This is a genomic window from Massilia sp. Mn16-1_5 (assembly GCF_004798585.1).
GTDB lineage: Bacteria > Pseudomonadota > Gammaproteobacteria > Burkholderiales > Burkholderiaceae_D > Telluria.
Map to the genome: position 1 here is coordinate 146,973 of NZ_PPXQ01000008.1, position 26,768 is coordinate 173,740.

Below are 26,768 nucleotides of genomic sequence, written 5' to 3' on the forward strand. Positions count from 1 at the left end.
TCATGCCAGTTGCATCGGCCTGATGCCAGTCCACTGTGCAATTGATTCGTGTCAAGACCGGTTCCACCGGGGGCGCGAGTATCACCTGAGCCAGGTCAGCACGACCACCCTCACGATCAAACAGACAAGGATTGCGCAATGGAACGAGCCCTGCTGCCGGACGACATTGTCCCCCCCGAGCGCGACCAGCCTCCGGTCGCCTTCATCCCCACCCCGAGCGCGCCCTACCGCCAGCACCGCAAGGCGGCCCAGCTGCTCGACCAGCCCGGCGCCCCGCGCGCGGTTGACGCGCCGCCCGTTCCGGACGTGCCCCTGCCCTACGCCTTCGGCGCGCGCGTCCTGATGTGGAAGCAGGATCCTTCGGTGCTCGAGATGGGCACCCGTAAGGCCTTCCTGCCCGGCGTGGTGCTGGCCGGGCCGCGCGACGCCCGCATCGCATCCGGCGACCCGGGCATCAGCCCGGTCGAGCCGAATGCCTTCGGCGACTTCGTCACCATGCCCGACACGCCCCAGTTCGACGCCGTCCACACCTTCGCCGTGGTGCGCCAGACCCTGACCATGTACCAGCGTTCGCTGTCCTCGGCCGGCGCCGAGATGCCTCTGCCCTGGCAGTGGAACAGCAGCATCGACACGGCGCCGCTGCAGATCTTCCCCTACGGCCTGCCAAACGTGATGAACGCCTTCTACAGCCGCAGCCAGACCTGCCTGAAGTTCGGCGACTTCGTGCCCGCCGGGGAGAAGGAACGTGTGTTTACCTGCCGCTCCTTCGACATCGTCGCCCACGAAACCGGCCATGCCGTGCTCGATGGCTTGAAACCGCATTGGCTGCTGGCCGACGCCCCGCCGCAGACGGGCGGCCTGCACGAATCCTTCGGCGACCTGACGGCGATCTTCCTGGCCCTGTCCCAGCTCGACCAGTGCGAGGCGGTGGTGGCCCAGACCAAGGCCCGCCTGCACGACAAGACCTTCCTCGCCGACATCGCCGAACAGTTCGGCCTGGCGCTGGGCGGCACCACGGGCTTGCGCAACGCCGACAACGACCTGACGCTCTCGCAAGCCGGCACCCAGGTGCATGCGATCTCGCAGGTGTTTACGGGCGCGGTGTATGACATCCTGGCCGACCTGTTTGCCCTCGAACGCAATCCGGCCTTCGAGGACGACGCCGCCGTGCTGCACCGGGTCGCCTCCTGGCTGCGCGGCCTGGTGCTGCGCGCGCTGGTGGCCGCGCCGGACATGGCCGCCACCTATGCCGACGTGGTCAACGAAATGCTGCGCCTGACCGGCGAGGACGGCAAGCCGGCGGCTTACGCCGAGTCGATCCGTCACCAGTTCACCATCCGCGAAGTCGTGGGCGGACCTGAAACCGGCGAAGCCGCCCCGCTCCCCTCGGAATCGGCAAGCGCGAGCGCGAGCGCCGTCCCCGGCATGCACAAGCGCCTGGCGGCCGGCGTCTGCGACGCCCCCGGCGCCCAGCAGGACCGGCGCGCCTGCTGCGGCACCATGAACCTGGCCGAGTACTACAACATCGAACGCGTGCTCGACGCCGAAGCCCAGGCGCTGGCGCGCTGGTGCGCCGAGCGCGGCCGCAACGGCCCGGCCGGCGAGGAGCTGCCGGTCGATACCCCACCACCGGGCGACCAGAGCCAGCTGGCGGCGTCGTGAAGATCCGCGCGAAAATGGCCGGCGGCCTGGCCCTCGGCGCCGCTCCAAGCAGGCGGGATGCGGGCGTTACCCCGGGGCGGTGCCCCGGGCTTCCCGGCGCAGGTGCCAGTTAAGCAGGCACAACGCGACCGTTATATGGGGTTGTGCGGGGCAAATCGCGCGTCACGCATCACATTTGCTTATGTATATTGTGTCTAAGCCTAATTTGTAGGAAACCTCGAATTGCCCTAAAATACAGTGCTTTGCCATGCGGGCGCCTTTCTTGCGCCCCGACGCCCTGGCACTCCACCATAGATAGGACTGTTATGACCCACGTTGTCACCGAATCGTGCATCCGCTGCCGGTATACCGACTGCGTCGATGTATGCCCGGTCGATTGTTTCCGGGAAGGCCCGAATTTCCTCGCGATTGACCCTGACGAGTGCATCGACTGCGCAGTGTGCGTGGCCGAGTGCCCGGTGAATGCGATCTATGCCGAGGAAGACGTGCCGGGCGACCAGCAGCAATTCATCAAGATCAACGCCGATTTGTCGCGCTTCTGGCCGTCGATCACCAAGACCAAACCGGCCCTGCCCGACGCGGAAGAGTGGAAAGACGTCAAGAACAAAGTGGACCAGCTGGCCCGCTAAGCGTCATGCTTCTTTGCCGCTGGCGCCGGTTTTGACCGGCGCCAGCAGGCACGCTCCATCCATGGCACACTAGCGGCCATCGCAGCATCGGGCATCCCCCGCGCGCCCCTCTTTTACAAAATCAACAGGACCCAAGCACATGACGATCAGTGCCACCCACGATGCGGGCAGCATCGCCCCCAACAGTTCGTTTGCCGGCGCCATCGACGCCGACGCCGTCATCATCGGTGCGGGCCCGGTCGGCCTGTTCCAGGTCTTTGAACTCGGCCTGCTCGAGATCAAGGCCCACGTCATCGATTCGCTCGCAGCCGTCGGCGGCCAGTGCGTCGAGCTGTATCCGGACAAGCCGATCTACGACATCCCCGCCGTGCCCGTCTGCACCGGCCAGGAACTGACCGACAACCTGCTCAAGCAGATCGAGCCTTTCGAGCCGACCTTCCACCTGGGCCAGGAAGTGACGACCGTGCAGCGCCGCGAAGACGGCCGCTTCAACGTCGAAACCTCGACCGGCACCCAGTTCATCACCAAGACCATCTTCATCGCCGCCGGCGTCGGTTCCTTCCAGGCGCGCACGATCAAGGTCGAAGGCATCGAGAAGTTCGAGAACACCCAGCTGCACTACCGCGTCAAGGATCCTGCCCTGTTCGAAGGCAAGAACCTGGTCATCTGCGGCGGCGGCGACTCGGCCCTGGACTGGGCCCTGAACTTCGTCGGCAAGGCCGAGTCGGTCGTGCTGGTGCACCGCCGCGAAGACTTCCGCGCCGCCCCAAGCTCGGTCGCCAAGATGAAGCAGCTGTGCGACGAGTACGAGATGCAGCTGATCACCGGCCAGGTTACCGGCTTCGACGAGAAGGACGGCCAGCTGAGCGAGGTGAAAGTCACCGGCGCCGACGGCGTCACTCGCCGCGTGCCGCTGGACATGCTGATGGTCTTCTTCGGCCTGTCGCCGAAGCTGGGCCCGATCGCCGAGTGGGGCCTGGACATCGAGCGCAAGCAGCTCAAGGTCATGGACACCGAAAAGTTCGAGACCAACGTGCCCGGCATCTTCGCCGTGGGCGACATCAACACCTACCCGGGCAAGAAGAAGCTGATCCTGTCGGGCTTCCACGAAGCCGCGCTGGCCGCCTTCGGCGCCGCCCCGTACATCTTCCCTGACAAGAAGATCCACATGCAGTACACGACGACTTCGCCGAAACTGCACAAGATCCTGGGCGTCGAGACTCCGGTCTTCGATTAAAACGACCGTTCAGTTTCAGATACACCACAATGCCCCGGACCTCCGGGGCATTTGTTTTTATGTGTGCCGCATCACCGACGGCCTAGCGTAATCGGGTGTATAAATTCCCTTAAGCGTGCGCCGAATAAGCTTGGGAGGGAAATGGATATTTCCACGCGTCAAGCAAGTTATCCTATAATTGGTTGATGAATTTTCGCGCACTGGAAATGTCCGCCCACACGGCGGCAAGCCGGGCGCAAGGGCTCCGGCAACGCGCCGAAGCGACACGCACCACATGAAGGAAATACTATGCTTTATCAACTGCACGAGATGCAACGCTCCTTCCTGACCCCGCTGATGCAATGGGCGGATGCGTCCTCGAAGCTGTTCTCCAATCCGGTTTCCCCGTTTGCCCACACCCCGTTTTCCCAGCGTATCGCCGCCGGGTACGAGCTGATGTACCGGTTGGGCAAGGATTACGAAAAGCCGGCCTTTGGCCTCGACACCACTACCATCAAGGGCGAGACGGTCAACATCGTCGAACGCGCGGCCGTCACCAAGCCCTTCTGCAAGCTCTTGCATTTCAAGAAGGATTTGCCGGACGCGGCTTTCGAAGCGCTGGCGCAGCCGACCGTGCTGGTGGTCGCGCCGCTGTCGGGCCACCACTCGACCCTGCTGCGCGACACCGTGCGCGCCCTGCTACCGGATCACGACGTCTTCATCACCGACTGGATCGACGCGCGCATGGTGCCACTGTCCGACGGTCCCTTCCACCTCGATGATTACATCTATTACGTGCAGGACTTCATCCGCACCCTGGGTCCGGACGTGCACGTGATCTCCGTCTGCCAGCCGACCGTGCCGGTGCTGGCCGCCATCTCGCTGATGGCAAGCGACAATGATCCGAAGCTGCCGAAGACGATGACGATGATGGGCGGCCCGATCGACCCGCGCAAATCGCCGACTGCGGTGAATGACCTGGCCACCGAAAAGCCGTTCTCCTGGTTCGAGAACACGGTGATCTACGCGGTGCCGGGTAACTATCCGGGCTTCGGGCGCAAGGTGTATCCGGGCTTCCTGCAGCACGCCGGCTTCATCGCCATGAACCCGGGCCGCCACGCCCAGTCGCACCGCGAGTTCTACCAGCACCTGGTGCGCGGCGACGAGGAGTCGGCGGAAAGCCACCGCCAGTTCTACGACGAATACAATGCGGTGCTCGACATGCCGGCCGAGTACTACCTCGACACCATCAAGACCGTGTTCCAGGAATTCCGCCTGCCGAAGGGCACATGGGAAGTCGGCGGCAAGCTGGTGCGTCCGCAGGACATCAAGACAGTCGCCCTGTTCACCATCGAAGGCGAACTCGACGATATCTCCGGCGCCGGCCAGACCCAGGCCGCGCACGAACTGTGCAGCAGCATCCCGGAAAACATGAAGCGCGACTACGTGGCGCCGAAAGCGGGCCACTACGGCATCTTCTCGGGCCGCCGCTGGCGCGAGACCATCTGTCCAAAGATCGGCGAATTCATCCGCGAATTCAGCTGAACGCCCCCCTTCTCTTCATCAAAAATGCCGCAGTGACTGCGGCATTTTTTTTGCGTTTTCCTCAAGTCCGTATGGCACAGCCACTCCAAGTTGTAAGTGCGCAACATACAGTGTTGCATCAAAGCATTTTGTAGAGTATTCGGCAAACCTGCCCAAAACGCATAGGCCCTGTATGTACGGGCGTTATGCGAGATTGCATCAGGAATGCACAGCGTTCCATTTGTGCAAATCTAACCAATTCCCACAAATTTCCCTTCGACATTATTGAGTTCTTCTACATAATTTATTTCGGTAACTGCAGAGGCGATCCCTCGCAGGAAGCCGGAGACCACTTGCAAAAACGAAATAAGGTAATAGAGAAGATATGATGTTCAGAGAGAAAATGGGCGTACGTTCCGTGCGCCTGGCGCTGGGCCTGTTGGCCGGCCTGGCAGTCAACCAGTCGTTCGCACAAGAACAGCCGATGCAGCGCGTCGAAGTGACGGGCTCGGCAATTAAACGCATCAACGTCGAAGGCGCACTGCCGATCCAGACGCTGTCGCAGGAAGTCATCGCCAAGACCGGCGCGACCAGCGTGGCGGAACTGATCCAGACCCTGCCGGCCATGCAAGGCTTCACGATCTCGGCCATCGCTGCCGGCTCGAACTCGGGCGGCCGCGTCAGCGCGTCGATCCACGACATCGGCGAAAGCTACACCCTGGTCCTCCTGAACGGCCGCCGCCTGGCGCCGCAAGGTTCGGGCAGCTCGGTCAACCTGCAGGCGATCCCGATGAGCGCGGTCGAGCGCGTCGAGATCCTGACCGACGGCGCCTCGGCCCTGTACGGCTCGGATGCCATCGCCGGCGTCATCAACTTCGTCCTCAAGCGCAACCAGCAAGGCGGCGACATCGAGGCCAACTACAGCACCCCGACCAGCAACCGCGCGGGCGATTCGAAATACGTGGCCGCCAGCTACGGTTTCGGCGACCTCGACACCCAGGGCTTCAACGTCCTGCTGAGCTATCGCCACGACGACCAGAGCCAGGTGCGCGCAACCGACCGCGACTTCGCGAAGACCGCCTACCTGCCGTTCGAATACGGCGGCAAGCAGTACATCTACGACCGTACCAGCTCGGCTACGATTCCGGCCAACGTCACCGTCACCTTCAACGATCCGAAAGTGGCTTCCGCGGCCTTCTCGCCATACCTGCGCAAGAACGGCAGCTGCCCGGAACTGAACTATGCCAGCCTGACGAACACCGCAGCGATCCAGAATTGCTCGTTCGACTTCGTCACCCAGGTCGAAATCGTTCCTGAAAACAAGCGCGACAGCCTGTTCCTGAAGGGCTCGCTGAAAGTTGCCGATAACGTCACCCTGTTCTCGGACGTCGCTTACTCGCGTTTCGACCTGACCGCGCGTATCGCCTCGAACACCGCGCCGTTCACGATCGCGACGAACTCGGCCATGTTCACCCAGTACGTCGATCCCTACCTGACGCCTGCCCAGCGCGCCGCCGGCATCAAGAGCGTGGCCGGTAACTACCGTACCTACGACTGGGGCACCCGCGACAGCCAGACCATCACCGAATCGAAGCACGCCGTCGTCGGCGCCGACATCGATGTGGCGAACTGGAGCGTGAACACCGCCCTGACCTGGTCGCAGAACGCCATCGACGAGCGCTATGTCGGCGGCTACGCCAAGAACGCCGAGTTCCGCAAGATGCTGGCCGACCGCGCCTTCGATCCGTTTGCACCGATCGGCGCCCAGAGCGCAACGACCCAGGAACTGATCAAGAACTCGATCTTCCACGGCTCGATCCGCGAAGCCTCGACCACCCTGAAGGCGGTCGACCTGCGCGCCTCGCGCGAACTGTTCGCCATGGCAGGCGGCGCCGCCGCGGTCGCCCTCGGCGCCGACTATCGCGAGTACCGCTACGACCAGGTGCCGCATGCCACCTCGGCCGACATCTACAACTTCAATACCTCGCCCGCGTACGACATGAAGCGCGACAACATGGGCGCCTTCACCGAGTTCCGTGCACCGCTGACCAAGCAGATCGAACTGAACGCTGCCCTGCGCTATGACAAGATCTCGGCGATCGACGATGCAATCCAGGGCCGCAAGTTCGGCAGCGACCAGTCGAAGTCGACCTACAAGCTGTCGGCACGCTACCAGCCGACCCAGCAGCTGCTGTTCCGTGGTTCGTACGGCACCGGCTTCAAGGCACCGAGCATGCTCGACATCGCCCAGCCGCTGGTCAACGCAGGCTTCACCGCCGGTAACTTCGACTGCCCGATCGCCGACGCCACCCTGTGCCGTCCAGGCAAGACCCAGTACAACGTCGTCTCGAGCGGTAACGAGAACCTGCGCCCGGAAACCTCGAAGCAGTTCACCATCGGTACCCGCTGGGAACCGAGCGCCCGCCTGTCGATGGGCCTGGACCTGTGGGACGTGAAGATCCGTGACGCCGTCTCGGCCGTCAGCGAGCAGCAGGCCTTCGCCGATCCGGTGAAGTTCCGCGACCTGTTCACGACCTACACCGAACCGTCGACCGGCAACACCTACTGGGCTTTCCGCAGCTCGTCGGTGAACATCGGCCGTACGCATAACCGCGGCATCGACTGGGACATCACCGCCCGTCAACGCTTCGCTTTCGGTAACCTGACCGCGACCCTGAACGGTACCCACACGCTGAAATCGGACTACACCCGTCCGGGCACCAGCGACGACTGGGTCAACAGCATGAACTACTTCGGCATCAACAACGCCGTGACGTTCAAGAACATCGCGCGCCTGCTGACCACGCTCGACACCGGCAAGCTGTCGAACAGCATCGTCGTCAACTACCGCAACGGCTATACCGACGCCGCAGCGGACGTGCGCGACGTGGCTGCCAACGCGACCGTGAAGAACTTCCGCCTGGAAGTGCCGTCGTTCACGACCTTCGACTGGCAAGCCCGCTTCAAGTACAACGAAGCGATCACCCTGCGTGCCGGTATCAAGAACCTGTTCGACCGCGAGCCGCCGCTGTCGCTGCGTAACTCGTCGGGCCACCAGGTCGGCTTCGACCCGCGCTACGCCGATCCGCTGGGCCGCCAGTTCTACCTGACCGGCAACTACAAGTTCTGATCAGTTAGGCTGAAATAAAACAAGGCCGTCCCGCGCAAGCCGGACGGCCTTGTTATTTAATGCGAGCTATTTCTTACAGCACGTCTTCGCGCCGGTCCTCGCCGCGGCCGAAGTCCGGATCGGCTTCGTCGTCGCGGTTGTCGCGGCGATCGCCATGGCGGCGCTCGCCATTCTCCTCTTCCGCTTCGTCCTGTCCGTCAGCGCTGTGCGCGGAAACGCGGTGCGCGATCATGCCGGTCGGGTCGGGTTCGAGCAAGGGGGCGATAATCCATTCGTTCATACATTCTCCTATCAGCGTTCGCCGCGTCATGCGGCCGATGGCCTATTAAGCCATCGGCGGCGGATCACATCTGTTAGATACGCCACTTACGAGAACGATACGCACTGTCTCAATTGCGTAGCCTGGGCTCCGTAGCCTGGGCTCTCGAGCCCAGGACTCCGGCGCAAACATCGTGTTTGCTTAATTATTCAACGGGCACAAATATCGTGTTTGCTTAATTATTCAACAGAACGCTGGCAATGATCCCCGTCGCAATCGCCGCCAGCACGTAGTCGCCGCCGACCTGCACCCAGTGGTAGCCACGCGGCGGCGCGCTCAGGCGGTGCGCGCGCCAGTTGTCGACCACGTATTGACGGTTGTGGTAAGCGGAGGGCAGGCGCTGGCCGCGGTACAGGTCGTGGCGCGGGCCGGCGCCGCGGCGGGCGTCGCGGTAGCCCTCGCGGTAGGCTTGGCGCTCGTCGCGGCGGTCGTCGCGGTAGTCGCGGCGGGCTTCACGGCGCTCCTCGCGGCGCTCCTCGCGGTATTCGCGGCGTTCCTCGCGGCGTTCCTGCGCGCGGTCGTCGCGGTGGTCGCGGTAGCCGCGGTCCTGGGCCATCGCCGGCAGGCTGCCTGCCAGCATGACGGCGATCATGGCGCGTGCAATCGTCTTGTTCTTCATGGATTTCTCCTGTCATAAAGCCGGCAACGGCCCGGCGGAGTCTCCAGTAAGCCACACGCCGGCTTACGCCTCTGTACGCTCACCCACGCAACTGCCGGGCTCGCCAGCGCAGGTCGCACCCCGCCCGCTTTTGTCGGATAATGACGCCTTTGACATCGCTTTCGCTGCGCCGTGACCAAGACCCTTGCCGACCTGATCGAAGACCAGCTGCCGCAGACGCAATGCACCAAGTGCGGCTATCCGGCATGCCGGCCCTATGCCGAAGCGATCGCCGCAGGCGAAGCCGACATCAACCAGTGCCCGCCCGGCGGCATCGAGGGCGTGCGCCGCCTGTCCAGCGTGACCGGCCGCCCGGTGATTCCGATCAACCCGGCCAACGGGGTCGAGCGCCCGCGCCCGGTCGCCTTCATCGACGAAGCCTTGTGCATCGGCTGCACCCTGTGCATCCAGGCCTGCCCGGTCGACGCCATCCTCGGCGCGGCCAAGCAGATGCACACCATCCTGCCCAGCCTGTGCACCGGTTGCGACCTGTGCGTGGCGCCCTGCCCGGTCGACTGCATCAGCATGGTGCCGGTCACCGGAGAGGCCACCGGCTGGGCTGCCTGGTCGCAGCAAGCGGCCGACGCCGCCCGCGCCCGTCACGACTTCCGCAGCGAACGCCTGAAGCGCGAGCGCGAAGAGAACGAAGCGCGCCTCGCGGCCAAGGCGCTGGAAAAGATGCGCGAAGTCACTGCCGAGGCAACCAACACCCCCGAGGAACTGGCGGAAAAGGAACGCAAGCGCGCCATCATCGCCGCCGCCATGGAACGCGCCCGCCAGCGTGCCGCCGCTACTCCGCCTGAACAGCCGAAAGATAAGCCTGACTAATGAACCCGGCCAAACGTTTAGAAATATTTACGCGCTTCCGCGCCGCCAATCCGCATCCGACCACCGAGCTGGAATACACGACGCCCTTCGAACTCCTGATCGCCGTGCTGCTGTCGGCGCAGTCTACCGACGTCGGCGTGAACAAGGCCACGCGCCGCCTGTATCCGGTGGCGAACACGCCGCAGAAGATCCTCGACCTCGGCCTGGACGAACTGAAGACCTATATCTCGACGATCGGCCTGTACAACACCAAGGCGAAGAACGTGATCGCCACCTGCCAGATCCTGGTGGACCAGTACGGCGGTGAAGTACCGCGCGAGCGCGAGGCGCTGGAAGCCCTGCCGGGCGTCGGCCGCAAGACGGCCAATGTGGTCCTGAACACGGCCTTCGGCGAGCCGACGATGGCGGTCGATACTCACATCTTCCGCGTGTCCAACCGGACGAAGATCGCACCGGGCAAGAACGTCGACCAGGTCGAGATGAAGCTGCTGAAATTCGTGCCCAAGGAGTTCCTGCAGGACGCCCACCACTGGCTGATCCTGCATGGCCGCTACACCTGCGTGGCGCGCCGCCCGAAGTGCTGGAACTGCATCATCAACGATCTGTGCGAGTTCCGCGACAAGACCCCGGCGCCGGATGGCCTGATCGCGCCGGAACCGGTGCCGCCGGTCGCCGCCTGACGGTGGCATAAAAAAGGCGCTGTTCGCGTTAAGTGTGGAAAGCCGCCTGACGCCCCAGCGCCATCCGCAGCAGTCCTTCCGGCGCCTTGATGCGTCCACCATCGAGTGCCCAGCGCCAGCCGAGGTAGTTGGTCAGGTAACGGCTGGCCACGCCCCGGAAAGGCTGGAGCCAACCGCGCAGGCGGCTGTGATAGGCGTTCACGTTCTGCACATGGATGGCGCCGCGCACCCGCACGCCGGCTTGCAGATTCACTGCTTCATGTGTGATGCCCGCTTCTCGTGCGAAATGGCGATAGGCCGCGTGACTATCCGTGACCAGCAGCACGTCCGGTTCCAGCCGGGTTTTCAGGTGTTCGTGCAACTGCCGGCGCGTCACCGGGCCTTTGCCGGGTACCCAGTCGAGCGTCTGGCCGCTGCGGTCGCGGGCGACCAGGATGCACATCTGCTCGTTCGAGATGCCGCGTTTTGTCGCTTTCCCGCCGCGCTTGCGTGCAGGGCGATCGAGCGAGCGTGAGCCTTTCCGGGATTCCAGCACATACATCTCGTCCGCCTCGGCGATGCCTCCCAAGCGGTCGGGACGGTCCTGCGTGCTCAAGGCGAGAAACCGGTGGCGCCAGCGAAAGCTGGTTGCGCCGGCCACGCCCAGTTGCTCGGCGGCGCGGCGGATGCTGTGCGAATCGAGCATCTCGCCCAGGTAATCGAGCCAGCGGTCCTTGTGGCGCAGGCGCGCCAAGGGTGTGCCGCTCAGCCCGTTACAGGTGCGTCCGCAATTGCGGCAGCGGTAGCGCTGCAGGCCGTGCGCGCGGCCGTGCTTGTGAAAATCGCGCGCGCCACAGCCGGGACACACGAGCCGCCCGGCGGTGTGCTGTTCGATTACCTCGACGGCCTGGTCCCGCTTTATCTCCGGAAGCAAGAGACTGAGCAAGCGTTGCCGCTGACGCAAGGTGAGCGCTGCCAGCTGCGTCAGAAAGTGCTCGAACTTGCGTGCTTGCATGCGAACCTCCGTCGGGTGAAGTCTGGATTTGACCTCAGCCGTTCAAGAAGATTCCATACCTAACGTGAACAGCGCCATAAAAAAAGCCCGCGCGGCATGGCGCCGGCGCGGGCTGTCAAGGCAAAAAACTTTACTTAGAACGCTTCCCAGTCGCCGGCGCCTGCTGCGACACGCTGTGCGACAGGCCTCGATGGGGCACGCAGGCCCGCTGCCGGCAGTGCGCGCACCGGCGCCACGCCGATGGCCGGTCCCGCCGGCGCATCGTTGGCGGCGGCCGGGGCAGCATCGCCGTCGAGCTTGAATACGCCGACCACGCCGTTCAGCGCCACGGTCTGCTCGCGCAGCGCCTCGGCCGCCGCCGCCGCTTCCTCGACCAGCGCCGCGTTCTGCTGGGTGACGGTGTCCATCTCGGTGACGGCGATGTTGATCTGCTCGATGCCGGCGCCCTGCTCGGTGGTGGCTGCGCTGATCTCGGCCATCACGTCCATCACGCGCTTCACGCTGGCGACGATGTCGGTCATGGTGGCGCCCGCTTCGCCGACCAGCGCGCTGCCCGCCTCCACGCGTTCGGTGGAGGCGCCGATCAGGCTCTTGATTTCCTTGGCCGCGACGGCCGAGCGCTGGGCCAGGCTGCGCACTTCCGAAGCGACGACGGCGAAGCCGCGGCCTTGCTCGCCGGCACGCGCCGCTTCCACGGCCGCGTTCAAGGCCAGGATATTGGTCTGGAAGGCGATGCCGTCGATGACGCCGATGATGTCGGCGATCTGCTTCGACGACTCGCTGATCGCGGCCATGGTGCCGACCGCGCGCTCGACGATGTCGCCGCCCTTGACGGCGACGTCGCAGGCGCTCACCGCCAGTTGCCGCGCCTGGCGCGCATTGTCGGCATTCTGCTTCACGGTCGAGGTCAGTTCTTCCATCGAGGACGCCGTTTCTTCCAGCGCGCCGGCCTGCTGCTCGGTGCGCGAGGAGAGGTCCATGTTGCCCTGGGCGATTTCGTCGGACGCCAGGGCAATCGTCTCGGCGCCGCTGCGCACCTTCGTGACGATCTGCTTCAGACTGGCGTTCATGTCGCGCAACGCGGCCAGCAGCTGGCCGGTTTCGTCGTTCGAGCTCACCTCGATGTGGGTGCGCAGGTCGCCGGCGGCAACCGTCTTGGCCACCGCGACGGCGCGGTCCAGCGGACGCACGATCGAACGCGAAACGACGATGCCGGCCACGATCGCGGCGGCAGAGCCGAGCACCATGGCGAGCAGGCTGAGGAAGGTTGCACGCCGGCTGCCGGCTTCCGCCGCGGCCACATCGTGCTCGGTTTGCGCGACGATCTGGTCTGACGCCTGCACCAGCAGTTCGGAGGGCGCGCGGTCCTGGCCCTTGACGGCGGCGTCGCCGGCGGCAGGATCGAAGCCTGCGGCCTCGAACTGCGCGTAGCCGGTACGGAAGTCCTGGCCCATCCGGGTATGGGCTTGCGCAAACTGCTCGAGCAGCGTGCGCTCTTTGCCCGCCGGCAGCGATGTGATCAGCTTGCCCGCCTGCTCGGCCACCTTGCGTTCGCCTTCCTGGAAGGCTTGCCAGTATTTGGCGCGCTGTTCATCGTCCTTGCCGCGTAGCAGGGTGTTCTTCCATTCCTGGACCTGGGTCTTGAAGCCCGACTGCAGGGTCGCGACGCCCTGCGCCTGGCTGTAGTCGGTGACGGCACCGCCATAGGTCGTGATCGAGCTGTTCAGCTCATAGAGGCCGAAGAATCCTGCGCACGCTACGACGAGCGCGACGGCGGCAAAGCAAAGGGGGAGTTTACGGCTGAGTTTCATGAAAATTCCTGGATTCACCACGGCGACCGGGCGGCCGCCAGCATTGCAGCGCCCGCATGGCAGGGCGCATGCATGCGGCATGTGACACCCAGTCTAACGTTTAGTGTATCCGTGCGGCAACTAAATGACCCGCGGTGGCTGTGATCGGCGCTCCCGGTGTGAACCCGTCGCAACACAGTTATTTGAACGGTATGCGCATTCGCACAAAGGCTCTGGACAGCCTGGCAAGGTGGTATTCGTGGCCTTCCTACCACTTGCCATAGTGTTCGACCACGCCGCGCCAGAAGGCGTCGGCTTCCTTGCCCAGCGAAGTCCCGCCTGCCTTGGCCGTGGCGTTCGCGGCGGTCTGCACCATGACCAGTTTTAATTGCGGATCGACCACGATCATCTGCCCGTACACGCCGAGCAGTGCGAAGCGCCGCTTCTCGCTTGGGAAGGTCCAGAACTGGTAACCATAGCCGTAGTAAGGCGTCGCTTCCAGGGGCCGGAAAGCCGGCGGCGCCCGGCGCCAGTCGGTGGCCTCCATCAGGTAGCCGTTCGGAATGACTTGCGTATGCGACGGATCGTCGGGACGCGCGCCGTCGTTGGCCAGCACCACGCCCAGGCGTCCGTAGTCGCGCAGCGTGGCATTGAAGTTGCCGGCCGCGCGTTCCAGGCCGGTCCGGTCGGCACGCCACAAGGCCGGCGTCTCGGCGCCGATCGCCTGCCACAGGCGCGTACCCAGGTAGTCGCTCAGGTTGCCGCCGGTCGCACCGCGCAGCACCGCCGCCAGCACTTCCGTTTCGGCGCTGGCGTAGGAAAAGCGCGTGCCCTGCGGCGCATCGCGCACCGTGATCACCCTGGCCGCCTGCTCGACCCCGCCCGCGATCACCGCGCGCGCCCAGCGCTCGATGTCGTCCTTGCCGTCGTAGCGCTCCTCGAAATGGGCGCCCGAGGACATGCGCAGCAGGTTGCGGATCGTGGTGTCGCCATACAGGGTGCCGCCCAAGGCCGGCGCGTACTTGTCGGCGCGGTCGTCGAGCGAGGCGATCTTGCCCTCTCCCAGCGCGATGCCCACGGCCAGCGAGACAAGCGACTTGGCCATGGAATTCGAGACGAAGCGCTGCTGCGCCGTGCGCTCATACTGGTAGCGTTCGACCTGGATGACGCCGTCCTTGATGATCAGGAGGCCCATGATGCGCTGGCGCGCCAGATAGTCGTCGATGCTCAGCTTGCGGCGCATGTCGAGCGTCCAGCGGATCGGCGGCTCCTGCTCCAGGCGCGGCAGCGGCATCGGCGCGCTGCTGGCCGCAAGGACGTTGGCCTTGCCGCCGAAGATACCGGGAATCTCGCCCTGGGCGGTAAAGGACCCGACCCGCACCGACTCGTCGTAGAACCAGTTTTTTGCCGTGCCGACCGGGTAGCCCAGCGGCTTGCCGAGTTTGTCTTCATCGGGCGCGGTGGCGGCGCATGCGCCGCCCGCTGCCCATAGCAGCAACAATGCGAGAGATCGTGCGTAGGGCATGCGGCGGTCCTTGTCCGATTGGAAATACCGGACATGTTGCCATGAAGTTATCCCTCAGGCAACAACTGGACCGCTTCGTTCAGGCAGCGGCGAACAGCGTGGTGGCGCCGGTGGCAAAGGAAGCGCGCGCGATGCGGCCGTCGACCACCTCGTAGATGCACAGCATCTCGACGCTGCCCTTCCCTTCCGGGAAGTTGCGCGTCACGACTTCGAGGTCGGTGACGAAGTTGCCCAGCACCGTGCGGCTGAGCAGGCGCGCGTGCAGGTCGGGCTCGGCAAAGCGCGTCACATAGCGCGGACGGATCGCATCGATGCCTTCGGCCAGTAGCGGGCCGTGCAGCGTGAACTGCCGGGCATCCGGCGCATAGGTCGCCATCAGGGCGTCGATGTCTTTGGCGTTGTAGGCGTCTAACTGGGCCTGGACGACGGCGGCCGGATCAGGGTGGGACATGCGTGCTTTCAGAGGAGGACTAGGTTGTCGCGGTGGACCAGTTCCGGCCCTTCGATGTAGCCGAGGATGGCTTCGATCTCGTGCGAAGAGTGGCGCATGATGCGGCGCACTTCGCTGCTGGTGTAGCTGGTCAGGCCGCGCGCGATTGGTTGGCCGGCTTCGCTGACGCAGGTGATCACCTGGCCGCGCCCGAATTCGCCCTTGACGGCGATGACGCCGATCGGCAGCAGGGACTTGCCTTCGCGCGTGAGTTTTTGCACGGCGCCGGCGTCCAGCACCACTTCACCGGACGTGTGCAGATGGTCGACCATCCACTGGCGGCGTGCGGTCAGCCGCGTGGTGGGCGCCTGCAGTTCGGTGCCGATCGATTCGCCGCCGGCCAGACGCGTCAGCACCTCGGGTTCGCGGCCCCAGGCGATCACGGTGTGGGCGCCCGAACGCGCGGCGCGGCGCGCGGCCAGCACCTTGGTCAGCATGCCGCCGCTGCCGATATTGCTGCCGGCGCCGCCGGCCATCGCTTCCAGGCTGGCGTCGCCGGCCTGGGCGCGTTCGATCAGGGTGGCGCTTGGGTCCTTGCGCGGATCGGCGGAATACAGGCCGCGCTGGTCGGTCAGGATCACCAGGGCATCGGCTTCGATCAGGTTGGCGACCAGGGCGCCCAGGGTGTCGTTGTCGCCGAACTTGATCTCGTCGGTGACGACGGTATCGTTCTCGTTGATGATCGGGACCACGCCCAGGCGGAGCAAGGTCGTGAGCGTCGCGCGCGCGTTCAGGTAGCGCTCGCGGTCGGCCAGGTCGGCGTGCGTGAGCAGCACCTGGGCGGTCTTGACGCCGTGTGCTTTAAAACTGGTCTCGTAGATCTGGGCGAGGCCCATCTGGCCGACGGCGGCGCAGGCCTGCAGCTCGTGGATGTCGTGCGGACGCGTAGCGAAACCGAGGCGCAGCATGCCTTCGGCGATCGCGCCGGAGCTGACCAGCACGACTTCCTTGCCGAGGCCGCGCAGGGCCGCGATCTGGGTGGCCCAGCGCGCGATGGCGTGGTGATCGAGGCCGCGGCCTTCGTTGGTGACGAGCGAGGAGCCGACCTTGACGATGATGCGGCCGGCGGTCTGGATGACTGAATTCATGGCGAGAGTCTTTTTTCCCTGGGGCGCAAGGCCAGCAGGGCCAGCCCTGCCAGCAACTCGATCCCGCTGACGACGAACAAGGACCCATGCGGCAGGCCGATCGCGAAGGCCGCGACCAGGCGCCCGGCCGGCTGGGCGAGCAGGAACAATGCTACGAGATCGCCGAGGATGGGCTGGTCGCCCCGCCTTGCCGCCAGCACAGCCAGTCCCGCGGTGGCGAGACGGACTCCGACATAGATGGCGTAGAACTGGCTGTAGCCGTTCACGCCAACGAGAAACAGGCCCATTGCGGTGGCGACCCGGTCCGGGTCGAGCAGCGCAACGAGCGCCGCCAGCGAACTGGCGGTGGCGACCAGCTGCAGCAGCTGGCCGCGGGCCCAGGCCCTGGTGAGTGCCGGACGCTTAGTCTTCAAGGATCTTGAAGCGTGGATCGTCCGGATCGATCGAGACGATGCCGCGTGCTTCTTCGGTCATCTGGGTGGTCTCGTCGGCGCGTACTTCGGCACCGCGTTTCTCTTCCAGGTGCAGGTAGATCGCATTGATCAGGTCCTGGCAGCCTTCGCGGCTGAGGGCCGAGATCTCGAAGACCGGGCCTTTCCAGGCCATCTTCTTGAGGAAGTCTTTTACTTTCTTCTTGCGCTCTTCTTCCGGCACCATGTCGAGCTTGTTGAGCACGAGCCAGCGCGGCTTGTTCAGCAGGTCTTCGTCGTACTTCTCGAGTTCCTTGATCAGGGCCTTGGCTTCCTTGACCGGATCGACGGTTTCCTCGAATGGTGCGAGGTCGACGATGTGCAGCAGCAGGCCGGTACGCGCCAGGTGGCGCAGGAACTGGTGGCCGAGACCCGCGCCTTCGGCCGCGCCTTCGATCAGGCCCGGGATGTCGGCGATGACGAAACTCTTCGCGTGCGATACGCGCACCACGCCGAGGTTCGGATGCAGGGTCGTGAACGGGTAGTCTGCGATCTTCGGCTTGGCGTTCGAGACGGCCGTAATGAAGGTCGACTTGCCCGCATTCGGCATGCCCAGCAGGCCCACGTCGGCCAGCACCTTCAGCTCGAGGCGCAGCGTGCGGCGCTCGCCCGGCTTGCCGTCGGTCTTCTGGCGCGGTGCGCGGTTGGTCGAGGTCTTGAAGTGGATGTTGCCCCAGCCGCCCTCGCCGCCCTTGGCGAGCAGTTCGGTCTGGCCGTGTTCGGTCAGGTCGGCGATGATCTCGCCGTTGTCGTTATCGATGATCAGGGTGCCGACCGGCATGCGCAGGGTGACGTCGTCCGCGCCCTTGCCGTAGCAGTCCGAGCCGCGGCCCGGCTCGCCATTGCGCGCCGTATGGGTCTTCGAATAGCGGAAGTCCACCAGGGTGTTGATGTTACGGTCCGCCACCGCCCAGATCGAGCCGCCCTTGCCGCCGTCGCCGCCGTCCGGACCGCCGAAGGGGCGGAACTTCTCGCGCAGGAACGAGGCGCACCCGTTGCCGCCGTCGCCAGCAATGACATCAATTCGTGCTTCGTCGATAAACTTCATTTTTGACCGCCAAAAAACTAAAAGGCTCTACATTAAGCAGAGCCTTTCGATGGAAGGCTTGCGCCTTACAAGATGCGCCGCTCGGGGCGGCGCTTGCATGCTTGATTTAAGCAGCGACTGCTTCGTTGGCAACGACGGTCACGAACTGCTTCGAGCCCACGCCTTGCTTGACGAATTTCACGGTGCCGTTGACCAGGGCGAACAGGGTGTGATCCTTGCCCAGACCGACGTTCACGCCAGGACGAACCTGGGTGCCGCGCTGACGCACGATGATGCCGCCGGCGTTGATCGCCTGGCCGCCGTACACTTTGACGCCGAGGCGTTTGCTTTCTGAGTCGCGGCCGTTACGGGTAGTGCCGCCGCCTTTTTTGTGTGCCATTTAGTTACTCCTTGATGACTGTTTAAATAGACCGGGGCAATTAGCCGTTGATCGAAACGACTTCGATCTCGGTGAAGTTCTGGCGGTGGCCCTGACGCTTCTGGTAGTGCTTACGACGGCGCATCTTGAAAATGCGGACCTTGTCGTGGCGACCATGGGAAACGACCTTCACCAGCACCGTCGCGCCTTCGACCAGAGGAGCACCAAACTTGATGCTCTCGCCCGCGCCAACGGCGAGGACCTGATCGATGGAGAGTTCGGAACCAATGTCTGCCGGTATCTGTTCTACTTTAAGTTTTTCGCCAGCGACAACTTTGTATTGCTTGCCACCGGTTTTTATGACCGCGTACATGATTGAAAACCTCATCAATTGTTAATTAAAAATCCCTGCGGCGGCGACCGGGTCAATGACCGCGCTGCGCTTCTCTGGTGCCGGGGAACAGGGAATTATACACGGATGATTCTGTTGCGTCAAAAGCCGGGATGGCCGCCACACGGGCGTGGCATCCCGGCAACGCCGCCCCGAAGGCGCAAAGCGCGGGCGGACACGCGCAAACTTGGCCAAATGGCACGGCTCATGCTTGCATGTCGTATAATCGCCGCACTCTCGCACATTCAACGCACATAACGCAGGTTCGCCTTGTCCGCCGCTACCCCTCACGCCCAGAACACCATCACCCAATCGATCGCCGCCGACATGGATGCGGTCAACACGGTGATCCGCCAGCGCCTGCATTCGGAAGTGAGCCTGGTTAACCAGATCGCCGAGTACATCATCAGCGCCGGCGGCAAGCGTATCCGCCCTGTGCTGGTGCTGCTGCTGGCCAACGCCTACGGTTACAAGGGCACGGCGCACCACGAACTGGCAGCCGTCGTCGAATTCATCCACACCGCCACCTTGCTGCATGACGACGTCGTCGACGAATCCTCGATGCGCCGCGGGCGCCAGACGGCGAATGCGCTGTTTGGCAATGCCGCTTCGGTGCTGGTCGGCGACTTCCTGTATTCGCGTTCCTTCCAGATGATGGTGAGCCTGGAAAACATGCGCGTCATGCAGATCCTGTCGGACGCGACCAACGTGATCGCCGAAGGCGAAGTGCTGCAGCTGCTGAACATGCACGATCCGGACGTGACCCACGAGAGCTACCTTAAAGTGATCCGCTCGAAGACCGCCAAGCTGTTCGAGGCGGCCGCCGAACTCGGCGCCCTGGTGGCCGGCGCCAGCAGCGCGCAAGTGGCCGCGGCCGGCGAATACGGGCGCTCTTTAGGTACTGCTTTCCAGCTGATCGACGACGTGCTCGATTACGCCGGCGACGCCACCGAGATCGGCAAGAACGTCGGCGACGACCTGCGCGAAGGCAAACCCACCCTGCCCCTGATCTACCTGATGGAACACGGCACGCCCGAGCAGCGCGAGCTGGTGCGCAGCTGTATCGAGCAGGGCGACGAGCAGCATTTCGACGCCGTGCTGGCCGCCGTCACCTCCAGCGGCGCCCTCGATTACACCCGCCGCGAAGCCGAAACGGCAGCGCGCCGCGCCGCTGAATCGATCGCCGATCTGCCCGACAGCCTCTACAAGGAAAGCCTGCTCCAGCTGTGCCGTTTCGCTGTTGACAGGAACCATTGAGCAAAATTATAGTAATGCTTCCCGAGACGCCTATCTTGGCGTCTCAAACCGTCGGGGTGTAGCTTAGCCCGGTAGAGCGCTACGTTCGGGACGTAGAGGCCGGAGGTTCGAATCCTCTCACCCCGACCACGAATACAAAAAAGCCCGCTTCTCGAAGCGGGCTTTTTGCATGTCGGGACGGCGTTCATCCCCTCCCCTGCTTCAGCAAGGACTCGTGTCCCGGCGCGAAATTCGCGTGCAGCGGCAGGTAAGCCGCTCCGATCACCTTCGCATCGCGCCCGATGGCGCCGGGAATGATGTCGGGGCGCATGATGCCCTGCCAGCTGTACTGGCCCAGCGCCGTGTGGATTGCATCGACCAGCTTGTCCAGCAGCGGTGCACCAAACGCGCCGTCGACGATCACGCCGCCCAGGTCGAGCAGGCAGGACGAGCCGTTGACGGCAAAGGCGATCGCGCGCGCCGCTTCCTCCAGCCAGCGCGCCGTGACCGGGGCCCAGGGCGCCTGCAGCAGGCGCGCATCGCCGGCCGGCAGCCTGTCCAGGCCCACGGCCGCCAGCATGTCATCGAGCGTGGCCAGCGAGGCGCAGGCCAGCAATTGCTGCGCGCCGCCCGGACGCACATCATCGGCCACCCCCAGCGGCATCGAACCGATCGCGCCCGCATTGCCGTAGACGCCGGCATGCGGCTGGCCGTTCAGGACCAGGCCGCCGCCGATCAGGGTATCGATGTAAACGTACAGGTAGTTCTTCAGGTGGCGTCCGCGCCCGGCCACCAGTTCGGCGACGCAGGCGGCCGCCGTGTCCTTGGCAAAGGCGACCGGCAGCCGGGTCATGGCCTGCAGGCGCTCACGCATATTGGTGCGGGTCCAGGCATCGGCATCCTGCGGCGACAGGCCCACCAGTTCGCGCCAGCCACCGAAGGCCAGCGGCGCGGCCAGGCCGATGCCGCTCACACGCTGCGCCTTCTCGGCGCCAAGCTGGTCGGCGATGCGCTCCAGGTGCTCGCCGATCTCGCCGAACACGGCGTCGACCGAAGGCGCGCCGTAGACGATGGACTTGCGGTAGCGCGGCGCCCCGGTGAAATCGATCAGGGCGACATCCAGGTTGCGGCGCCCGATCTGTACGCCGATCGCAAAGGCGCCGTCCGGATTCAGGGCAATCGGCTGCGAGGGCTGGCCTACCCGGCCGCGCAGGGAATCGCGCTTGACCACGAAGCCCTCTTCCAGCAAGCGGTTGATGATTACCGATACTGTCTGCGTGCTCAGGTTGGTCAGCCGCGCCAGTTCGGCCTTCGGCAGGCTGCCATGCAGGCGGATCGCATGCAGGACCACGCGTTCGTTGAACTCGCGCATGCCCAGCTGGTTCGAGCCCGGCAGACGTGGCGTGGCGGGGTCGACGAAGGAAGTTGGACGGGCAAAGGTATGCATGCGAAGGACAAAACGTGGCGAAAAGACATCGAGTATAAATTTCAATAATAAATAAATCAATGTGATTTATTAACTTCGTACCAAGTTTTTCTTTTTCTACACCGCAGCGCAACAAAAACGAACAGCGCATGCAAGAGAAACTGGTCACATTGGAAGTGCCCCGGCAGGGCTGGCTTATCAGCTCGACAAACATAAGCCTACATTATCGCGGACATCACGAACTGAAAGTATATTTATAGCCCCAAGGAATTTATACTGCACCGCAACATCACAGTATTTACCTTGGAGCCAAACATGAACGCAGCAACGATCACCCAGGCGCAGGAAGACGGTCTGCGCCACCAATCCACCGGCCTGTTCGCGACGATCCGCAGCTTCTCGGAACAGCTCTTCGTCGCCCACGGCGGCTGGCTCGCCGCGCGCAAGGAACGCGCCGCCAAGGCCTCCTACGCCGTCGCCGAACGCCAGGGCCGTGCCGAGCTGTTCGCCATGGCAGCCGACGCCGAAAAGCACTCGCCTAACCTGGCAGCGGAACTGCGCTGGCTGGCGAACCGCTAAGCAGCAAGCAGTAGCAGTAGCAGTAAGTATTAGGTAACAGCGCGCGCTCGGCTTTCGCCACCCCAAGTGGCAGCCGGTCGCAAACCTCCCTCCTTCGCCCGGGCCGTCGGCGCCCGCCACGCCCGGGCCGCACTTCCTCCCTCTCAAGCATTTCCCTGCCAACACGCCCCGCCTGCGCCGCGTCGAATACCACGCTGCCGCCACCGAGCGCCCGTGATCTACGGCAGACCTCGCTCCAAAACGGACCGCTACTGTGGTCACTGCTGCGCCGCGCACCAGGGATCCTTCCCTGCTCCTTGCGATTTCCCGGCGCACATCGACCGATCAACAGGAGGTTGTCATGGCAAGGTTCGGAGTCGAGGCGATCCGATACTTCAGTCATGCGCGCGCCGCTGGCGTGAGCACGGCAGGAGATCTGACCTATACATTCAATCGAAGTAACGGATTCGACAGCAAGCTGCGTGCAGCCGGCCACGTGCGCGCATTCTATTGGGCCAATACGGATTGCTGGGAAACCGACATCCGCGATGTCGACCAGGGCGGCGACGACCGCAGCTGGGTCGACGACGTCGATTTGTTCTGGCTCGAAACGCACGGCGGACACGAGGCCGACGGCCGCGCGCGCATGCTCTACGATACCCCGCACAGCGAGTGGCGCACCTACTCGAACCGCTGGCAGCTGGGCGAGGACTGGAACAACGAATGGGTGATGGCCTATTCCTGCGAGACCGTGGACCGCAACCGCGTCAGCGGCCTGTGGAACATCTTCGCCCGCATGCACATCTACTGCGGCGCATGGGAAACCATGTGGGACGGCGTCACGACCGACGAATGCGGCGAGGACGTCGCCGACAACCTCACCGACGGCGACACGGTCTGCCAGGCCTGGCATGACGGCGTCTCGGACTGGTGGGTGGACAACCACCCCATCACCGTCTGCGTGGGCAATGCCGCAACCTGGAACAACGGGAATATTCGCTGGGATTTGTCGTACCTGAATCGCGACCACCTGTGGGGACACGGCAATGTCGATGCCGACCTGGCGCCGGCCCAGCAGGCCTGCATCCTGTGGTACTGGACGGAGGGCTGAGCCATGAACGAGCAAATCCTGATCGACAGCCTGGCCGCGGCCTGCGCGGACCGGCTCCCCAACCGCGCCGACGTCCTGGCGCTACGCCCCTTCACCCTGGACGACGTGCGGGCGCGTGCCAGCCGTTTCCTCGCGCTGGTCGAAGAGGCGACCGAGTGCGCGCACGACCGCGCCAATTTCGCCACCCGCGACGACCGTACGCTGGTACAGCTGGCGAACGGCGCCCGCGCGGTCGTCTACCACGCCTCCGGCGCGCTGCAGTTCAAGGCGGCGGGCTCGCCCTTCGAATCGCCGTTCGCGCGGGTCGAAGAACGCGCCGTGCTGACGCGGATCGTGACCGAAGCGGCGCAACGCCTGCGGTTGCAGGAATGGGCCGGCGACAGCGGCAGCCTGCAGTTCGAACGCCTGTTCCAATCGAAGGGCCAGGGCGCGGACCGCAACGAGCGCATCGCCGAACCGGTGCTGTTCCGGGCCACCGGCGCCTGGCGCCATCTCATCGGCGGCATCCCGGTGCTGGGCGCGGCCTCGGTCGCACTGACGCTCTCCGGCAATGGTGCGACCGAGGCATTGGCCGTGCACATCCGGCCGGGGGTGGCAGAGAAACTCGATAGCACCGCCATCATCGCACCCGAAACGGCCGCGCGCCAGGTGGCCGCCAACCTGGCGAGCGTGCTGGGTAACGCGAAGGAGCGGCTGCCGGGCGATGTCGTCGCCTCGCAGACGATGCGCTTCGGCTACCTGGACCTGGGCAAGCGCACGTCGCAGCGCGTGCTGGCTCCGGTGTTCGTGGCGCAGATCGTGCTCCGCCACCGGCTCGAAACGCAAGCCTATGTCTTCGCGGTGCCGGCCACCGAGCGCAGCTATCTTGACCTGCCGCTGTTCGGCACCGAGGCCATGGTGGGCCGGGCGCGCGGCGCCGGCGGCAAGCATTGCGAGAACGGCTTGCGCTAGCGCGCCGTTTCCTGCGCCAGCAGCCTGGCGATCTCGGGCAGGCAGGAGCCGCAATTCCCGCCCGCCTTCAGGCAGGCCGTCACCTCGGCGGGACTGCGCAGCGCTTCCTTGCGGATCGCTGCGCAGATCGTATTGCGTCCGACGCCGAAGCAAGAGCAGACGGTCGGGCCCGGGTCGGCGCCCGCCAGCGGTGCGCGTCCCGCCAGCAGGGTGGCGCGGTCGCCGGCAGCCAGCGTCTCCTGCGCGAACAGGCCGGCCAGCCACTGGCGCGGCGGCAGCACGCCATGGCGAGCGACGAAGACGCAGGCCTGCAGCCTTCCGTCCACCAGGTGGGCGGCGCGGTACACGCCGGCGCCGGCATCGTCGTACTCGATCCAGCCGGCTTCCGCGTCGACCTTCAGCAGGGTGCGTGCCCACTGCGCATGCGCGGCGCCGCGTCCGCCAAGTTCATAGCGCACGAAGCCCGCCCCCTGCACCCGCGTCCAGTTGGCGACTTCGTCCACGGCCAGCGGCGTGCGGCTCAACACGAAGGCCTGCCACTCCACCACGAAGGGTTCGACGCGCACCGGCGTGTGCTTGAACTCCGGTTCGCCCGAGACCGGATCGACCACCGGATTGACCAGCGCGCCGACGCGGGCGTCAGAAGCCGTCTGGCCGTTCCAGTGGATCGGCACGAACACGCTGCCGCGCGCGATGCCGCCGCCATGTGCGACGCGCGCCACCATCGCGCCCCAGCGGCTGCTCACGCGCGCAAGCTCGCCCTCGCGCACGCCGCACAGCAGGGCGTCGTGCGGATGCAGGTCCACGGTCGGTTCCGGCGCGTGATTCGCCAGGCGCGGCGATTTGCCGGTGCGCGTCATGGTGTGCCACTGGTCGCGCAGGCGGCCGGTATTCAGGACCAGTGGGAAGTCCTCGTCGACGGCGTAAAACGGTGCACGCGGTGCCGTGGCGACGAAGCGCGCCTTGCCGTTCGCATGGGCGAAGCGGCCGTCCGCGAACAGGCGCTCGGTTCCCGCGCGCTCGCCCTGAGGCAGCGGCCACTGGACCGGTTCGAGCGCGTCGTAGTCCTGGCGGCGCATGCCGCTCAGCCCCGAGATGTCGAACAGGCGCCGATGATGTGCATCGTTACGCCAGCCCGACAGGCGCGCGTGCTCGTCGAAGATCGCTTGTGGCCCCTCGTAGTCGAAGCCGCTGAAGCCCATGCGTTGCGCGACGTCGCACAGCGCCCGCCAGTCGGCACGCGCCTCGCCCGGCGCCGGCAGGAAGGCGCGCTGGCGCGAGATGCGGCGTTCGGAATTGGTCACCGTGCCGTCCTTTTCGCCCCAGCCCAGGGCCGGCAGCAGGACGTCGGCGTAGCGGTTGGTGTCGGTCGCGGCCACGATGTCGCTGACCACCACCAGTTCGCACTTGTCCAGCGCGCGCCGCACCTGGTCGGCGTCGGGCAGGCTGACCAGCGGGTTGGTCGCCATGATCCACACCGCCTTGACCGTGCCCTCCTCTAGCGCGCGGAACAGGTCGACCGCCTTCAGGCCCGGCTTGTCGGCGATGCGCGGCGCATCCCAGAACGTGCGCACGGCCTCGCGCTGGGCCGGATTGTCGAGCTCCATGTGCGCGGCCAGCATGTTGGCCAGGCCGCCGACTTCGCGCCCGCCCATCGCGTTCGGCTGGCCGGTCAGCGAGAACGGCCCCATGCCGGGCCGGCCGATGCGTCCGGTCAGCAGGTGGCAGTTGATGATGGCGTTGACCTTGTCGGTGCCGCTGGAGGACTGGTTCACGCCCTGCGACCAGGCAGTCACTGTCTTGCCGGTGGCGGCAAAGGCTTCGTAGAAGGCCAGCAGCTTGTCGAGGTCGACGCGGCAGATGCGCGCCACCTGGGCCGGGTCGCCGCACTCCGCCTCGGCCGCCGCGAGTGCACCCTCCAGGCCTTCGGTATGGGCCTGCACGAAGGCAGCATCGGTATGTCCGTGGCGCGCGAGATAGCTGAGCAGGCCGTTGAACAGCCAGACGTCGGTGCCCGGCTTGATCGGCAGGTGCAGGTCGGCCAGCTCGCAGGTGGCGGTGCGGCGCGGGTCGATGGCCACGATGCGCAGACCGGGACGCGCTTCCTTCGCCTTCAGGATGCGCTGGAACAGGGTCGGATGGCACCAGGCCGCGTTGGCGCCGACCAGCACGACCAGGTCGGCCAGCTCGAGGTCCTCGTAGCAGCCCGGCACCAGGTCTTCGCCGAAGGCGCGCTTGTGGCCGGCCACGCTGGAGGACATGCACAGGCGCGAATTGGTGTCGATGTTGGCGCTGCCGACATAGCCCTTCATGAACTTGTTGGCGACGTAGTAGTCCTCGGTCAGCAGCTGGCCGGAGACATACAGCGCGACCGCATCCGGGCCATGCTCGGCGACGATGCGCGCGAAGCCGGTGGCCACGCGCTCCAGGGCTTCGTCCCAGCCGGCGCGGCGCAGGGAACCCTTCTCGCGCACCTGCGGATACAGCAGGCGGCCGTCCAGGTCGAGCGTCTCGCCGAGGGCGGCGCCCTTCACGCACAGGCGTCCTTTATTGGCAGCGTGTTCGACGTCGCCGGCGATGATCGGGATCGTGCCCGGCTTGACGGTCGCCGTCACGCCGCAGCCGACGCCGCAGTATGGACAGGTGGTGCGCACGGTCGGCGCGGGCAGGGACATGTCCATGGTCT

General features: G+C 65.1%; 24 protein-coding genes and 1 tRNA gene. 12 read left to right on the forward strand and 13 right to left on the reverse strand.

What is annotated here, in order from left to right; genetic code table 11:
- Window positions 1-138: 138 nt before the first annotated feature.
- The 5 genes from C2862_RS11495 to C2862_RS11515 all read left to right on the forward strand — a co-directional run bounded on the left by C2862_RS11495 (window position 139) and on the right by C2862_RS11515 (window position 8,161).
- Complete coding sequence (locus tag C2862_RS11495; protein WP_229467393.1) at window positions 139-1,662, forward strand: hypothetical protein; 1,524 nt, start codon at window positions 139-141, stop codon at window positions 1,660-1,662.
- A gap of 305 nt (window positions 1,663-1,967) precedes the next feature.
- Window positions 1,968-2,291, forward strand: a complete 324-nt coding sequence (gene fdxA, locus C2862_RS11500; protein ID WP_136220260.1) for a ferredoxin FdxA — start codon at window positions 1,968-1,970, stop codon at window positions 2,289-2,291.
- A 139-nt stretch (window positions 2,292-2,430) separates the two neighbouring features.
- A complete protein-coding gene (locus C2862_RS11505) occupies window positions 2,431-3,528 on the forward strand; it encodes an NAD(P)/FAD-dependent oxidoreductase (RefSeq protein WP_229467394.1) in 1,098 nt (365 codons plus the stop codon).
- Between the two features lie 288 nt (window positions 3,529-3,816).
- Window positions 3,817-5,052 carry a polyhydroxyalkanoate depolymerase gene (locus C2862_RS11510; RefSeq protein ID WP_136220261.1) on the forward strand — a complete coding sequence of 412 codons (1,236 nt, stop codon included), beginning with the start codon at window positions 3,817-3,819 and terminating at the stop codon, window positions 5,050-5,052.
- A gap of 382 nt (window positions 5,053-5,434) precedes the next feature.
- Window positions 5,435-8,161 (forward strand): TonB-dependent receptor, encoded by a 2,727-nt coding sequence (locus tag C2862_RS11515; RefSeq protein WP_229467395.1) that lies wholly within the window; start codon window positions 5,435-5,437, stop codon window positions 8,159-8,161.
- A 73-nt stretch (window positions 8,162-8,234) separates the two neighbouring features.
- Here C2862_RS11515 and C2862_RS11520 read toward each other — a convergent pair whose 3' ends face one another.
- Window positions 8,235-8,441, reverse strand: a complete 207-nt coding sequence (locus tag C2862_RS11520) for a hypothetical protein (protein ID WP_136220263.1) — start codon at window positions 8,439-8,441, stop codon at window positions 8,235-8,237.
- A gap of 214 nt (window positions 8,442-8,655) precedes the next feature.
- Window positions 8,656-9,099, reverse strand: coding sequence for an RcnB family protein (locus C2862_RS11525; RefSeq protein WP_136220264.1), 444 nt, complete (start codon window positions 9,097-9,099; stop codon window positions 8,656-8,658).
- A gap of 171 nt (window positions 9,100-9,270) precedes the next feature.
- On the opposite strand from C2862_RS11525, the gene rsxB reads away from it, so the two are divergent.
- Together rsxB and nth are read left to right on the forward strand one after the other, a co-directional pair.
- Window positions 9,271-9,966 carry an electron transport complex subunit RsxB gene (gene rsxB, locus C2862_RS11530; RefSeq protein WP_136220265.1) on the forward strand — a complete coding sequence of 232 codons (696 nt, stop codon included), beginning with the start codon at window positions 9,271-9,273 and terminating at the stop codon, window positions 9,964-9,966.
- Complete coding sequence (gene nth / locus C2862_RS11535) at window positions 9,966-10,646, forward strand: endonuclease III (protein ID WP_136220266.1); 681 nt, start codon at window positions 9,966-9,968, stop codon at window positions 10,644-10,646. Before rsxB ends, nth begins: the two co-directional genes overlap by 1 nt.
- A 28-nt stretch (window positions 10,647-10,674) precedes the next feature.
- Here nth and C2862_RS11540 read toward each other — a convergent pair whose 3' ends face one another.
- The 9 genes from C2862_RS11540 to rplU form a co-directional block, all read right to left on the reverse strand.
- Window positions 10,675-11,640 carry an IS1595 family transposase gene (locus tag C2862_RS11540; protein ID WP_136220267.1) on the reverse strand — a complete coding sequence of 322 codons (966 nt, stop codon included), beginning with the start codon at window positions 11,638-11,640 and terminating at the stop codon, window positions 10,675-10,677.
- 134 nt (window positions 11,641-11,774) lie between these two features.
- Window positions 11,775-13,451 carry a methyl-accepting chemotaxis protein gene (locus C2862_RS11545; RefSeq protein WP_136220268.1) on the reverse strand — a complete coding sequence of 559 codons (1,677 nt, stop codon included), beginning with the start codon at window positions 13,449-13,451 and terminating at the stop codon, window positions 11,775-11,777.
- 247 nt (window positions 13,452-13,698) lie between these two features.
- Window positions 13,699-14,955 (reverse strand): serine hydrolase, encoded by a 1,257-nt coding sequence (locus C2862_RS11550; RefSeq protein WP_136220269.1) that lies wholly within the window; start codon window positions 14,953-14,955, stop codon window positions 13,699-13,701.
- 79 nt (window positions 14,956-15,034) lie between these two features.
- Window positions 15,035-15,406 carry a nuclear transport factor 2 family protein gene (locus C2862_RS11555; RefSeq protein ID WP_136220270.1) on the reverse strand — a complete coding sequence of 124 codons (372 nt, stop codon included), beginning with the start codon at window positions 15,404-15,406 and terminating at the stop codon, window positions 15,035-15,037.
- Window positions 15,407-15,414: 8 nt separating this feature from the next.
- On the reverse strand, window positions 15,415-16,533 hold the full coding sequence (proB, locus tag C2862_RS11560; RefSeq protein WP_136220271.1) for a glutamate 5-kinase: 1,119 nt from the start codon (window positions 16,531-16,533) through the stop codon (window positions 15,415-15,417).
- Window positions 16,530-16,946 (reverse strand): hypothetical protein, encoded by a 417-nt coding sequence (locus C2862_RS11565; protein ID WP_136220272.1) that lies wholly within the window; start codon window positions 16,944-16,946, stop codon window positions 16,530-16,532. The genes proB and C2862_RS11565 overlap by 4 nt, the downstream gene beginning before the upstream one ends.
- The gene (gene obgE, locus C2862_RS11570; RefSeq protein WP_136220273.1) at window positions 16,936-18,051 is read right to left on the reverse strand and encodes a GTPase ObgE; all 1,116 of its coding nucleotides are present in this window, start codon (window positions 18,049-18,051) and stop codon (window positions 16,936-16,938) included. The genes C2862_RS11565 and obgE overlap by 11 nt, the downstream gene beginning before the upstream one ends.
- A 106-nt stretch (window positions 18,052-18,157) precedes the next feature.
- Window positions 18,158-18,430, reverse strand: a complete 273-nt coding sequence (gene rpmA / locus C2862_RS11575) for a 50S ribosomal protein L27 (protein WP_136220274.1) — start codon at window positions 18,428-18,430, stop codon at window positions 18,158-18,160.
- 40 nt (window positions 18,431-18,470) lie between these two features.
- On the reverse strand, window positions 18,471-18,782 hold the full coding sequence (rplU, locus tag C2862_RS11580) for a 50S ribosomal protein L21 (RefSeq protein ID WP_136220275.1): 312 nt from the start codon (window positions 18,780-18,782) through the stop codon (window positions 18,471-18,473).
- Window positions 18,783-19,070: 288 nt separating this feature from the next.
- On the opposite strand from rplU, the gene ispB reads away from it, so the two are divergent.
- Together ispB and C2862_RS11590 are read left to right on the forward strand one after the other, a co-directional pair.
- On the forward strand, window positions 19,071-20,057 hold the full coding sequence (gene ispB / locus C2862_RS11585) for an octaprenyl diphosphate synthase (RefSeq protein ID WP_136220276.1): 987 nt from the start codon (window positions 19,071-19,073) through the stop codon (window positions 20,055-20,057).
- A gap of 52 nt (window positions 20,058-20,109) precedes the next feature.
- A tRNA-Pro gene (locus C2862_RS11590) sits at window positions 20,110-20,186 on the forward strand.
- Window positions 20,187-20,241: 55 nt separating this feature from the next.
- Here the strand turns inward: C2862_RS11590 and C2862_RS11595 are convergent.
- On the reverse strand, window positions 20,242-21,483 hold the full coding sequence (locus C2862_RS11595; protein ID WP_136220277.1) for an ROK family transcriptional regulator: 1,242 nt from the start codon (window positions 21,481-21,483) through the stop codon (window positions 20,242-20,244).
- A 294-nt stretch (window positions 21,484-21,777) separates the two neighbouring features.
- Here C2862_RS11595 and C2862_RS11600 point away from each other — a divergent pair, with 294 nt between their 5' ends.
- The 3 genes from C2862_RS11600 to C2862_RS11610 all read left to right on the forward strand — a co-directional run bounded on the left by C2862_RS11600 (window position 21,778) and on the right by C2862_RS11610 (window position 24,082).
- Complete coding sequence (locus C2862_RS11600) at window positions 21,778-22,041, forward strand: hypothetical protein (RefSeq protein ID WP_136220278.1); 264 nt, start codon at window positions 21,778-21,780, stop codon at window positions 22,039-22,041.
- Window positions 22,042-22,381: 340 nt separating this feature from the next.
- Entirely contained in the window at window positions 22,382-23,131 is a 750-nt protein-coding gene (locus C2862_RS11605; RefSeq protein ID WP_136220279.1) for a DUF6345 domain-containing protein, read from the forward strand.
- Between the two features lie 3 nt (window positions 23,132-23,134).
- Entirely contained in the window at window positions 23,135-24,082 is a 948-nt protein-coding gene (locus C2862_RS11610; protein ID WP_136220280.1) for a hypothetical protein, read from the forward strand.
- On the opposite strand, the gene C2862_RS11615 is transcribed toward C2862_RS11610, so the two are convergent.
- Window positions 24,079-26,763 carry a nitrate reductase gene (locus C2862_RS11615; protein WP_136220281.1) on the reverse strand — a complete coding sequence of 895 codons (2,685 nt, stop codon included), beginning with the start codon at window positions 26,761-26,763 and terminating at the stop codon, window positions 24,079-24,081. The two genes, C2862_RS11610 and C2862_RS11615, sit on opposite strands and share 4 nt — an antisense overlap.
- Window positions 26,764-26,768: the final 5 nt, after the last annotated feature.